This is a genomic window from Fluviicola chungangensis, assembly GCF_007558725.1.
In the GTDB taxonomy this organism is placed as follows: Bacteria; Bacteroidota; Bacteroidia; order Flavobacteriales_D; family Crocinitomicaceae; genus Fluviicola; species Fluviicola chungangensis.
In genome coordinates, this window is the sequence record NZ_VLPL01000003.1 from 463,924 (window position 1) to 476,307 (window position 12,384).

General features: G+C 42.0%; 12 protein-coding genes. 7 read left to right on the plus strand and 5 right to left on the minus strand.

Annotated features, from left to right (window positions below):
- Positions 1-208: 208 nt before the first annotated feature.
- Positions 209-1,612 (plus strand): dihydrolipoyl dehydrogenase, encoded by a 1,404-nt coding sequence (gene lpdA / locus FO442_RS08290; protein WP_144332693.1) that lies wholly within the window; start codon positions 209-211, stop codon positions 1,610-1,612.
- Between the two features lie 210 nt (positions 1,613-1,822).
- Positions 1,823-2,845, plus strand: coding sequence for a ferrochelatase (gene hemH, locus FO442_RS08295; protein WP_144332694.1), 1,023 nt, complete (start codon positions 1,823-1,825; stop codon positions 2,843-2,845).
- 79 nt (positions 2,846-2,924) lie between these two features.
- On the opposite strand, the gene FO442_RS08300 is transcribed toward hemH, so the two are convergent.
- On the minus strand, positions 2,925-4,538 hold the full coding sequence (locus FO442_RS08300; protein ID WP_144332695.1) for an ice-binding family protein: 1,614 nt from the start codon (positions 4,536-4,538) through the stop codon (positions 2,925-2,927).
- Positions 4,539-4,716: 178 nt separating this feature from the next.
- On the opposite strand from FO442_RS08300, the gene FO442_RS08305 reads away from it, so the two are divergent.
- Positions 4,717-5,148, plus strand: a complete 432-nt coding sequence (locus FO442_RS08305; RefSeq protein ID WP_144332696.1) for a hypothetical protein — start codon at positions 4,717-4,719, stop codon at positions 5,146-5,148.
- A 158-nt stretch (positions 5,149-5,306) separates the two neighbouring features.
- Here the strand turns inward: FO442_RS08305 and FO442_RS08310 are convergent, their stop codons facing one another.
- From FO442_RS08310 to FO442_RS08320, 3 genes are all read right to left on the minus strand, one after another.
- Positions 5,307-5,966 carry a hypothetical protein gene (locus FO442_RS08310; RefSeq protein ID WP_144332697.1) on the minus strand — a complete coding sequence of 220 codons (660 nt, stop codon included), beginning with the start codon at positions 5,964-5,966 and terminating at the stop codon, positions 5,307-5,309.
- A 125-nt stretch (positions 5,967-6,091) separates the two neighbouring features.
- Positions 6,092-6,835: a ZIP family metal transporter gene (locus FO442_RS08315; protein ID WP_144332698.1), complete on the minus strand. Its 744-nt coding sequence runs from the start codon at positions 6,833-6,835 to the stop codon at positions 6,092-6,094.
- Positions 6,832-7,575: a class I SAM-dependent methyltransferase gene (locus tag FO442_RS08320; RefSeq protein WP_186279992.1), complete on the minus strand. Its 744-nt coding sequence runs from the start codon at positions 7,573-7,575 to the stop codon at positions 6,832-6,834. The genes FO442_RS08315 and FO442_RS08320 overlap by 4 nt, the downstream gene beginning before the upstream one ends.
- A 174-nt stretch (positions 7,576-7,749) precedes the next feature.
- Here FO442_RS08320 and FO442_RS08325 point away from each other — a divergent pair, with 174 nt between their 5' ends.
- Genes FO442_RS08325 through coaE form a run of 3 tightly spaced genes read left to right on the plus strand, consistent with a single transcriptional unit; the run spans position 7,750 to position 9,316 of the window.
- A complete protein-coding gene (locus FO442_RS08325) occupies positions 7,750-8,307 on the plus strand; it encodes a SiaB family protein kinase (RefSeq protein WP_144332700.1) in 558 nt (185 codons plus the stop codon).
- 8 nt (positions 8,308-8,315) lie between these two features.
- On the plus strand, positions 8,316-8,699 hold the full coding sequence (locus FO442_RS08330; RefSeq protein WP_144332701.1) for a DUF1987 domain-containing protein: 384 nt from the start codon (positions 8,316-8,318) through the stop codon (positions 8,697-8,699).
- 38 nt (positions 8,700-8,737) lie between these two features.
- On the plus strand, positions 8,738-9,316 hold the full coding sequence (gene coaE / locus FO442_RS08335) for a dephospho-CoA kinase (RefSeq protein WP_144332702.1): 579 nt from the start codon (positions 8,738-8,740) through the stop codon (positions 9,314-9,316).
- A 105-nt stretch (positions 9,317-9,421) separates the two neighbouring features.
- Here coaE and FO442_RS08340 read toward each other — a convergent pair whose 3' ends face one another.
- Positions 9,422-10,174, minus strand: coding sequence for a hypothetical protein (locus FO442_RS08340; RefSeq protein ID WP_144332703.1), 753 nt, complete (start codon positions 10,172-10,174; stop codon positions 9,422-9,424).
- Between FO442_RS08340 and FO442_RS08345 the strand changes: the two genes are divergently transcribed.
- On the plus strand, positions 10,152-12,272 hold the full coding sequence (locus tag FO442_RS08345) for a S46 family peptidase (RefSeq protein ID WP_144332704.1): 2,121 nt from the start codon (positions 10,152-10,154) through the stop codon (positions 12,270-12,272). The two genes, FO442_RS08340 and FO442_RS08345, sit on opposite strands and share 23 nt — an antisense overlap.
- Positions 12,273-12,384: the final 112 nt, after the last annotated feature.

A 12,384-nucleotide genomic window follows, 5' to 3' on the forward strand; every position in this document is an offset into this window, starting at 1 on the left:
GCAGCAGATAATTCACGCTAGTTTTAACCTTAGCCGGTATTTCATTTGTTGAGAACAATCTGTTGAAAAGGTTTGGTCAAGATTTAATTTAAGAAAAGCTATTATCTTATTCCTACAGTCATAGCAATTTCAGCACATTCTTTTGCATTTTACATTTTGCATTTTCAATTAATTCCTACCTTTATCCCACATTTTAGAAATTGAAACTATGAGTACGTTTGATGTTGCGATTATCGGTTCAGGTCCTGGTGGATACGTAGCTGCTCTTCGCTGTGCACAATTAGGATTGAATACTGCTTTGATCGAAAAATACCCAACTCTTGGAGGAACTTGTTTAAACGTAGGATGTATCCCGTCAAAGGCATTATTGGATTCATCGGAGCATTTTTTCAACGCAAAGCACAATTTTGCAACTCATGGAATCAAAGTAGATAACGTAGAGGCGGATATTGCGCAGATGATCGCCCGAAAGGAAGAGGTGGTTGCCCAAACATGCAACGGCGTAAAATTCCTGATGGATAAAAACAAGGTAACTGTTTACCAGGGAGTGGGTTCGTTTGTGGATAAAACGACGATCGCCATCAAAGACGACAAAGGAAACAGCACCAACATTACTGCGAAAAATACCATTATCGCTACAGGATCCAAACCTAATTTCTTTCCGGGAATGGAACCGGATAAAAAACGGATCATTACTTCTACGGAAGCATTGAAAATGACGGAAATCCCGAAACGGATGATCGTGATCGGAGGTGGAGTAATCGGTTTGGAATTGGGGTCTGTTTACGCGCGTTTGGGAACAGAAGTAGAAGTAGTGGAATTCGCTTCGAGTATCCTTCCAACGATGGACCTTTCATTAGGAAAAGAATTGACGAAAATCCTGAAGAAGGAAGGATTCAAATTTCATTTGGAACACCAAGTTCAGAAAGTTGAAAATACTGGAAACAGTGTTAAATTGACTGCTTTGAACAAAAAGAACGAAGAAGTAACCCTGGAGGCGGATTATTGCCTGGTTGCAGTTGGACGCAAAGCATATACGGAAGGTTTAGGTCTTGAGAATGTGGGCTTGACGGTAAATAATCGCGGTCAGGTCGATGTGAACGATCATTTGCAAACGGCAGTTCCGAATATTTATGCAATCGGTGACGTAGTTCGCGGAGCAATGCTTGCTCACAAAGCGGAAGAAGAAGGAGTGGTGGTTGCCGAGCAATTGGCAGGACAAAAACCGCATATCAATTACAACCTGATTCCAGGAGTAGTTTATACCTGGCCGGAAATCGCCTCTGTTGGTAAAACAGAAGAAGAACTGAAGGCTTCCGGAGTAGAGTACAAAGCAGGTTCTTTCCCAATGAAAGCTTTGGGAAGAGCACGTGCATCGATGGATATTGCAGGTTTCGTTAAAATTTTAGCGGATGCGAAAACAGATGAGGTGTTGGGCGTTCACATGATCGCCGCACGCGCTGCTGATATGATCATGGAAGCGGTAACAGCAATGGAATTCCGTGCTTCAGCTGAAGATATTTCCCGCATTTGCCATGGACATCCAACATTCTCTGAAGCGGTGAAAGAAGCGGCTTTGGCTGCAACAGACAACAGAGCATTGCATATTTAACGGATAAATTAAAATTTGAAAAGCCTTTCCTTTGCAGGAAGGGCTTTTTTGTTTTCCTCCGCTGATGATATGCATCCTGTTCTTTTTTGATGTGCTTCCCGCCAAAATATAGATCTGCATACCTCAGCGAAATCTGCGGGAAATAATGACATAGGTCATCCTCCCTTCTTGCCTTTTATATTATTTTTGCACAGCCTTTAAACAAATGAGATGAGTAAGAAAATCGGTGTGTTATTGATTCAGTTGGGAACCCCGGATAGTCCCAAAAACAGTGATGTTCGTCGGTACCTGAAAGAATTTTTAATGGACCCGCGTGTGATTGACATCCCGTTTTTTTCCCGATTGCTGCTTGTTAGAGGAATTATTGTTCCTTTCAGAACCCCGAAATCCGCCAAAATCTATAAACAATTATGGGAACTCGGAAACGGTAAATCACCACTTTTGACTTATACGGAATCGGTAAAAAGCCTGCTTCAGCAACGTTTCGCTTCAGAAGATGTGACGATTGAAATGGCGATGCGCTACCAAAATCCTTCTATGGAATCCGTTTTGGAACGCATGCGCAAAGCAAACTATGAACAAATCATTATCTTGCCCTTGTTTCCTCAGTATGCAAGTGCTTCGACGGGATCTGCTGTGGATAAAGCCATGGAAATCATCAAAAAATGGTGGGTAATCCCGGATATCAGAGTCGTTTCTCAATTCTATAATCACGAAGGATACATTGATTCGATTGTGGAAAGGGCAAAGGAATTCGATATCGCTTCCTACGACAAGATCATGTTCTCTTATCATGGGCTTCCGGAAAGACAGGTAGACAAAGTATACGACTCGGGACTGTGTCAGGATCACGATTGTGAAAAAGAAATTACAGAAGAAAATAAGTTCTGTTATAAGGCAACAAGTTATGAAACGACCCGCCTGATCGCAGCCAAATTAGGCTTGACGGAAGACCAATACATCGTTAGTTTTCAATCGCGTTTGGATGAGAAATGGATTCAGCCTTTTTCCGATAAAGTAATTGAACAATGGGGGAAAGAAGGAAAGAAACGGGTTCTGGCTTTCAGTCCGGCTTTCGTTGCTGATTGCCTGGAAACATTGATTGAAATCGGTGGGGAATACCAGGAAATTTTCGAAGAAAACGGAGGTGAAAAAGTGCAATTGGTTCCAAGCTCGAATGATCATCCGCGCTTTATCGACTGTTTGGAAGATTTGGTAAGGAAATCCTCTTGAGATCGAAGTTAAGGAAAAAAGAAACCACCCTCTGTTTTTACTGAGGATGGCTTCCTAAATAATCCGATGACTTTTTACTTTATTGTGCTGTCAGTTTTCCGGTCTGAATGAGTTTCCCATTATTGATAAGCTTGTAATAATACACACCTGAAGGGAATCGCTCCGTATTCAATGTGGTCTTCTTACCGGTAATCAAAGTCTTTGATTGCTCTGATCCAAGCAGGTTGTAGAGATACAATTCAGAATTGGTTACCAGGCTCGTCTCTTCGAATTCGATCGTCACAGAAGCAGTGAAAGGATTCGGATAAACTGAAATGATGTTTGCAGCTTCAAGAGATGTAAGGCCTAACGTGGCACAATTCGTTGGAATTGTCGTTGCAACCACGATGGTCGCGTCGGTAGATAATGCGCCGGTAGTAACCAGGGCCCGTCCGTCAAGCAGAACACCGGAATTTCCAATAGCTGCATTGTTGCAAATAAGTGTTCCTCTGAAAATGGAGTTGGCGCTGATGTCAACTGCTCCTTCGATTTTCCAGAAAACATTTTTCGATTGTGCATCATTTATCAGAACGACATTTGAGTTGGTATTGGCGGTGAGTGCGCCGTTTACCTGGATTATGAATATGGCATCTGCATTTCCCATTGCATTCAGATACAGCGTGTCGTTTAATGTAGTTGCAGCGTCTAACAAGTATGTGTGTGGAGTCAACACCAGGTTGTTTCCGAATTGTGCCGGATACAGCAATTCAATGTCATGAGGAAGCGTATTCACATAATTATACATCAGCAACAGGTCGGAAGCACATTGTGCAGTTGATCCGTCAGGCGTCAGGTGAAGCGTACCATTGATGAACGCCGGATTGTAACCGGTTGGGGCATCCGTATTGCTGCCCACATCGCCGGTAACATAGGTTGTCCCTGTATTGGAAACCGCACCGTTGGATGAGAATAAAGCGTAACAGGCAGTAGCACCGAGTTGCGGAGCTGTAGGGCCATCCAGAACAGGGCTTCCACAACCTATCGGTGTATAGACCATCGTTCCGTTTAATGTAACTGCACCGGCCGTAGAAAGTGCACGTCCCTGAAGCGTATCTCCGGTTGCCATATCGATCGCGGCATTATTTGCGATGATACTTCCACACATAAAGGTCCCCGAAGCTAGGTTTACTGCACCTTCTACCTTCCAAAAAACGTTACATGCGAGTGCTTCATTCGTAAGCGTCACTTTTGCGGCAGCTCCCGAAGATAGGGTTCCCTGGATTTTGATGATAAAGACTGCATCGGGATTGTTCTGACCATCAAGGGTTAAAACTCCGTTAATAGTCGTGTTTCCTGAAATTGAATGAACTCCGGCAAAAAGTGTTTGACCGCTTCCCAATGAAGGTGCAGGTGAATTGGTGGTGACGGCAGCATCCAGTTGATTGTAGGCTATCAGAAGGTCAGCAGAACATTGAGCTGTTGCCCCATCACTGTTATGCATCGAACCGTTTACATTGCCAAATCCGGTAATCGGGCCGTTATTCGAGCCGACATTGCCTGTGATTTGAGACAGTCCTGTATTGGTTATAGCGCCGGAAGTAGAGAATAGTGCGAAATTAGCAGTAGTTCCAAGATCAGGTGCTTGTGCGATGATAGAAAGGGGGAATGTTAACACGATAATACCCGTGAGTATAGAAAGTAACTTATTTATCATAAAGTTGGATTAATGGCAAAAGAATATCTGCCGGGGTGAAGGTAGGCTATTTGAACTGATTAAAGTTACATAAATCACTGATCGCAGTAAATAGGAACTGCGCATAAGATTTGGTACGGAAGAATTTTTAAAGATTAAATAGTATTTTTGAAGTCAAACTAAATAATTACTTCATATCATGAAACAAGTTTTCGTTATCGCACTGGGCCTTATGGTTTTGTCAACATCCTATTCCTGCAAAAGAAAAGGATGTACCTATGAAAATGCAACCAACTACAGTAAGAAGGCAAAATTGAATGACGGGAAATGTGAGTTTGAATCCCGGGTGTCTTTTTGGTTCAGTGAAGAAAAATCCAATTATTTGATTTCTTACGGTGTAACCACATTACATATTTATGTAGATGATAAAGAAGTAGGACAAATTGCTGTTTCAGATTGGAAGACAGGAGCCGATTGCGGAGGAAACAACCTTACGGTACATAATGCGTATACCGGAACAGAGAAAAAAACCTATACTTACGAAGGCCGGGCACAAGATGGTACCTTACATTTCCAGGGAACTTTTCAAGCGTCTCCGAATGAATGCCAGAGCGTTGAACTGCAGTGGTGATCCGGTAAGTTGCCTGCAATTTCGCGTATCATCCCCTGGTTTTAGTTGTATCAGCTGCCTGAGAGATTTAATCTGTCAACACCCTTCAAAAAGATGGATAGATATGGAGCTGTTTGAGCAGTGACACAGCGGGATTTGGATAATTAAATGGGTAGAAATTACTTGCTAATTTCCCCCTCAAACTCATCGATAGCTCCGGCTCCGAATTGATCATTCGACCATTTATAAGACGGAAGGCCGTTTTTCAATTTGACAAAGGTTGGGAAATGACCTTCTGCCAATTGAACCGAAGCGTCAATATCTTTTGCCAGTGCGATATCAAAATCGCCGGCAATAATCTCTTTGTATAACTTCAATTTTTGTTTGTCATCCGAACACACTGAGAAAAGCATTTTCACAGATGGATTGCGTTGCTTGATTAATTTCAAACGGAAGATGGATTCCAAACAATACGGGCAATCCGGAATGGTAACGATCAGTAAGTCGTATTTTTCATCAACTTGCACGGCAGTTGCTTTTACTTCACTTCCCTCTGAACTGAAATCCCCGTCAAAAATAGGGTGTAACATAAATCCAACGGCAAATGGCGCGGCGAAGAGGATGATTACAGCGAGTATCTTCACTGGTTTGGAGTTGATCTTAAAACCTTTCGCAAAAGAATAGGCGAGAAGAATTCCACCGATTCCGAGCGTCAAATAAGGAAGCAGTTTGGACATAGTCCAGGAAAACCCATTATTCAACAAACCAAGTTCAAAGGATTTAAAGGCATAGATGGTGACACCGCAAAGGATGAATATAAGTGAGAAGAGTATCTTCATGTGTTGATTTTTTAGGTAAAATTAAAAAATATTTGGTTGGCTCACTGTTCAAATGAATCTCTTTAAACTTTTGTACTTCTTTTGAACCCCTTTGAACTTTGCAACCTCGTTCGAATCTCGTTGAACTAGATTAATCCTACGCTCAAACCAACACCCAGCAAAATGGCTGTGAGCTTTGCCAGGTTAAAACGATGGTTCTCATTTGTTTCAAAGATAATGGTCGTTGAAATATGCAGGAACATACCAACTACCAATGCCAGTAAAATATCCATGAAAGGAATGGAAGAGTCCATCGGAATGAATTTTCCAAAGATCAGCCCCAAAGGAGTCATCAATCCGAAAACAATCAACAGGATCCACGAGGTACTTGATTTGATCAGGGATTTTCGCAACAAGGTCATCAGTGCAATGGCAACCGGAAGCTGGTGAAGAATAATTCCAAGCAGGAGCGAATGATGGTGATGACCGATCAGCTGTTCCTGAGCATGCGTATGCTCGTGTATGGCAGAATTGGCCAGTGGAATTCCCTCAATGAACGAATGAATGCTCAGGGAAATCAATAATCCGTAGGGGATCCTTTTATTTGCATGTGCGTGAATATGTCCGTGTTCGATCCCGCCTGAAAAGTACTCCAAAAATAGCTGTACCAGGAACCCAACCAGGACCCAAACTCCGATGGATGTATGCTGTTCGGCGTACAGTTCCGGCAAAAAATGAATGAAAGCGATCGCCAGAAGGAATCCACCGCTAAAAGCAAGGGAAAGCTTAATGAAGGTTGCCTGGTTCTTTTTTTCCAGAAAAACGACCAACACGCCACCCGCCGCAACGGATAGCATCAAAAAGAAAATGGTCATGATGGTTTCACTCATTTCTTTTTGCAAATTAGGATTAAACGATCCGATTGTTCCAGATCAAAAGCTTCCAGCCGGTAGTTTCCTGCTAACTGAATAATTTCGAAATGTGCATCAGACAAAAGCTTTTCAAAATCCCGGAGTTCCAACGCCTGTACTTTCTCCTGGAAGAAATAGGATTTCCCGTCGTGCTCAAAAGCAATCGTTTTAACGATGCGCCCATTCACGACTTCTTTTTTTATGTGGAATAGGATATCACATTTTTTGATCTCCTGGCGCTTACGCAGGTCACGCACAACCTTGTGTGCATTCATAAAATCAATCACCAGGATTCCCGGATCGATCAGTGCATCGTAAACACTTTTTAAGACCTTTGCATTTTCACAGACATCTTCGAAATAGCCGAAACTGGTGAATAAATTGAAAACATACTGATAGTTTTCATCCAGTTTTTCGCGCATATCGTGCACAAAGAACTTCAGGTCAGGATCTGAATTTTTTTTTGCCTCTTCAATGCTGTTTGGAGACAGGTCGCAACCGGAAACGGTTAATCCGTGTGAAGCCAAGGCCCTGGAATGTCTTCCTGCGCCACAAGCCAGATCCAAGGCACTTGATCCGGGTTCGGGATTCAGCAGCGCCACCAGGTTATTTAAAAATTCGTTGGCCTCTTTTTCATTTCGTTCGTCGTATAATACATGATAGAACGGAGAGTCAAACCACGTAGAGAACCATTCTTTTTGCCTGTCTAAATGCATCATTGTTGCAAAAGTACAAAAACTTGAACGAAACTGCATCAATTTTACCCCTGAAAGTTGGGTAAGTACCCAGCCAATGAATCCCAATCGAAAATTCTACCATCTGCTCATTTTTTTCGGCGAATAACACTATTAGTTCGATAGGATTATTATATTTGTTGCACTTCGAAAACTACAATGATAAAAAACGATATCTACGAACTTTACCAGACAATGGAGCGGGAGAACATCCTGTTATCGTTTAAAGGAGTAGTTACTTCGGAATTATTATCATCCGTTCTTTCAATTATGGAGTCCAAGATGGATTACATGGATGAATCTCCAAAAATGAAGAAAAAGGTTTTCAATGTGTTGGTGGAATGCCTTCAGAATTTGTATCACCATATCGATTCGAATGAAGAGCAGGATCGCAGCTTTACGCGAATTGAGGTAAAATCTGCCTTATTCATGATAGCGAAAAAAGACGATCATTTTGTTATTCGAACGGGAAATTATATTGATAAGGCAAGCGCGATTGATTTGGAAGAGCGTTTGGATATGATCAATGGAATGGATAAGGATGAATTAAAAAAATATTACCAGGAAGTGCTTAGTAACGGGACCTTATCGGATAAGGGAACGGCAGGCCTTGGTATGATTGATATTGCAAGAAAATCGGGAAATAAACTAGAGTATCAGTTTTTGCCAATAAACGACGTCAATAGTTTTTTCTGCTTGAATATAAAAATTGATTAATGACGAATATGGAAAATTTACACTTAGAAGGATCAGCAAAAACACCTTCGATCCATTTTGATGCCGCTACTGGAAAACTTGAGTTGAAAGGTCGTTCTATTCCTGAAAACTCAGTGGAATTTTACAAACCCTTAAATGATTGGATTGATGCTTATGGAAAGGATCCGATCGCAGAAACATCTGTGGATGTTAAATTAGAATATTTTAATACCTCTTCTTCCAAGTGCATTCTAGACTTGTTTAAAAAACTGGAAGCCATTTCCGGTTCTAAAACAAAAGTTGTTGTGAACTGGTTCTTTGAGGAAGATGATGAAGATATGGAAGAGGCCGGTCAGGATTACCAGGCAATCATCAGTCTGCCTTTCAATATTATTGAAGTAGAAGAAATTTAATCCGAATCCTCTGTCAGCTGGCAGAGGATTTTTGTTTTATGGCAAAAAAGATTGGCATAACCGGCGGAATTGGTTCCGGAAAATCAATGGTATCCAGGATTCTGCAATTGATGGGATATCCCGTATATTCATCCGATCAGCGTGCGAAAGAAATCATGAACGAAAATCAGGCGCTGATTCGCAGTTTAAAAGAATTGTTTGGAGAAGAAGCCTACCTGGATTCAAAACTCAATCGCCCGTATATTGCTGCACAAATTTTCCGGGATGATTCCAAGCGAACGGCTATGAATCAATTGGTACATCCGGCTGTAAGAGAAGATTTTCAACACTGGGCAAGCCGTCAAAAATCCCCGATATTGTTCCAGGAATCCGCTCTGTTATTTGAAACAGGGAATTATAAATCATTTGATGCGGTCATACTGGTTAGCGCGCCGGAAGAAATCCGTATGAAACGTGTAAAAGAACGCGACCGGCTCACAGATGAGCAAATTCGCTCCAGGTTGGATGCGCAAATGCCCGAAGCAGAAAAAATGAAGTTGACGGACCTGGTCATTTACAACGATGGCAACCAATTACTCGTTCCCCAAATCCTCGAATTGCTCAAGAAGTTCAAATAACATCCGGGAGTTCCTTAGCAGGAGATAAGCTGGCGTGGTGTCAAGCGAGAAACAATTGCTTACAGCTAAAAAGTCTGCTTAATTCCTTTGCGTTATTCTACCGGATCACTCCACTTCTTCATAGTCATCAAAACGGTCATTGTCACGCCGTTCGTCTCTTTGGTTTTGATCCTGGTGTTGATTTCCGAAAGCCCTGCCTGAAAAGATCATACTTAAGGCATTAAACATTCGGATCAGCATTCCAATAGTGAAAAAGAACCCGACGATCTTGAAGATAAATCCGAAGATCGGAGTGTCTTCGATATCTATAATGTTCCTATAAAACCAGTTCGAAATAGCATTCTCTGCAAATTCGGGATTCCACAACAGAAAACCGAAAACTGCCATCGCCAGAGCTACAATTCCGAATTCAAGACCCATTTTGGGTTTCGGGCCTTCTGTCAGGTTTCTCCCCTGGATCTGGATAGACATCATGGCCCTGAATTGCATATTTTGGACCTTCCCGATAAAGTACATCAATAAAATGAGACCGGTAATGATCGAAGTAGACAAGTTCCCTTTCGGATTATTCTCGCAGAAAATAATCGCAACATCAGCAATGAGCAGGTATTGAAGCGTTTTAAATGCCAGGTTTAAGGGATACGACATCGGTACACCACCCCGGAGCAGTACAAATCCGAATTTTAAAATTCCCCAAATAAAACTGAAAATCGCTAAAATGACTCCCAGTCGAAAGATTAAACTGATAAATTCCACAGAACAAAAATGCGAAAAAGGGTTGAATTGAACAACTTGTTTTGGCAGGGTATTGGTATATTTGGGCAAAATTGTGAATATGAAAAATTGTTTGGTTGCCATGATCCTCTTTCTCGGCTTTGCGCTTCACGCAGAGGAGGGAATGCTTATCCCTTCATTACTTCAAGCCTTTGAATCGGATATGAAAGCAAAAGGAATGAAACTTTCAGCCGCAGATATTTATTCGGTGAATCATGCGTCATTAAAGGATGCCATTATGCATTTCGGCGGAGGGTGTACCGCAGAACTGGTTTCGGAAAAAGGATTATTGCTGACCAATCATCACTGTGGATTGGATGCCGTTCAGAAGCATTCTTCAACAGAACACGATTACCTGAAAAATGGGTTTTGGGCAAAACAATTCAGCGATGAACTTCCGAATCCTGGATTGACCGCTACACGTATTGTTCGGATCGAAGATGTGACGGAAGCAGTGATGTTTGGCGTTCAGGGATTGGAAGATGGAAATAAGATTGCAGAAGTACTGAAACGGAACATGAAAAAACTCATCGAAGATGCTACGAGGGGAACTCATTACCAGGGAGATATCCAGGCATTTGATTACGGGAACAGTTTCTACCTCATGGTGAAGGAAGTATTTACGGATGTGCGCCTGGTTGGTGCTCCTCCAAGTTCCATCGGGAAATTCGGTGGTGATACGGACAATTGGGTTTGGCCGAGACATACCGGCGATTTTTCCGTTTTCCGCGTATATGCAGGAAAGGATAACAACCCGGCAGCTTACAATACAGAAAACGTTCCTTATACTCCGATCAAACATTTGAAAATTGCGTTTAACGACCGGAAGAAAGGTGATTTTACGATGGTTTATGGTTTTCCCGGCCAAACGGAACAACATTTGACTTCCGGGAACCTGAAATACTACATCGAGAAACAACGGCCGATGGAAATTGATATGCGTACAAAAAGTTTGGCGGTAATCAATGAGGCCATGACCAAATCAGATTTGACGCGCATTCAGTATATGGCAAAACAGGCGCGCATTGCCAACGCCTGGAAAAAATACATCGGCCAGATTGACGGATTGAAGCAATTGGATGCAGTTTCCCTGAAAAAGAAATTTGAAGCCGAGTATATTGCAAAGGCAAATTCGAAAGAAGAGTGGAACCGATATGCACCTTTGATTGACCGCATGAATAAATTAGTGGACGAAAAAGCCGTTTACGAATACAATTATACCTTGTTTGTAGAGTACCTGTTCGTCGGTCCCGAGTTTTTCCGACTGGCGAGAAATATGGAAGATTTGGAGCGTAATTACGGTAAGTACCGTGAAAATAATGAACTGGAAGCGAAAATAAAGACCCTGATCAGTTCTGCAGAGAGTTTCTTTAAGAATTACGATGTCAATGTAGACAAGGGAATCTTTGATGTACAGACTCCTGCGTTTAAGAATTACCTGGACAAACGCTTCGTGATCCCTTCGCTGAGCAACCAAAAATTAGCTTCCGAGGTTTATTCGAAATCCATCCTCGTGAACAAGGAAAAATATGTTGCATTCCTGAGCAAACTGACGGAGAAATCATTTTCTAAATTGGCGAAAGATCCGGGATACAAATTATTTGTTGAGTGTTTTACTCTGATGCGCAATGAGATCGCGGCAGGGGCGAACGACTACAATGTTGAAATGGATGCCCTGCTGAAAGATTTTGTGGAAGGAAAGCTAAAGATGTTCCCGGATGGAAAAAACTGGCCGGATGCCAATTCAACGTTGCGGGTAACTTACGGTTTGCTGGAAGGATCTGCTCCGGTTGACGGAATGGCATATACGGAACATACAACACTGAAAGGAATGGTGGATAAGTACAACACCGGGAACCCGGATTTTGATCTGGATCAACGCATGATCGATTTATACCAATCAAAGAATTATGGGAATTATTCCCAAAACGGAGAGCTTTGGGTATGTTTTACGGGTTCAAACCACACAACCGGTGGGAATTCGGGATCTCCGGTATTGGATGCAAACGGAAATCTGATGGGATTGAACTTTGACCGTAGCTGGGAAAGTACGATGAGCGATTTTTATTTCGATCCGAATCGCTGCAGAAACATTGTGGTAGATATCCGCTATGTGATGTGGGTGATGGATGTGTATTGCGGTGCGAAGCATTTGGTAGATGAAATGGAGTTGGTGAAATAGATTTTAGGATGTTAAGACATCAAGATACCAGGACTTGAATTGGAGTCATAAAAAAGCCTTTGGATTTCCAAAGGCTTTTTTATTTGTGGATCTAACTCCTAAAATCTTAATA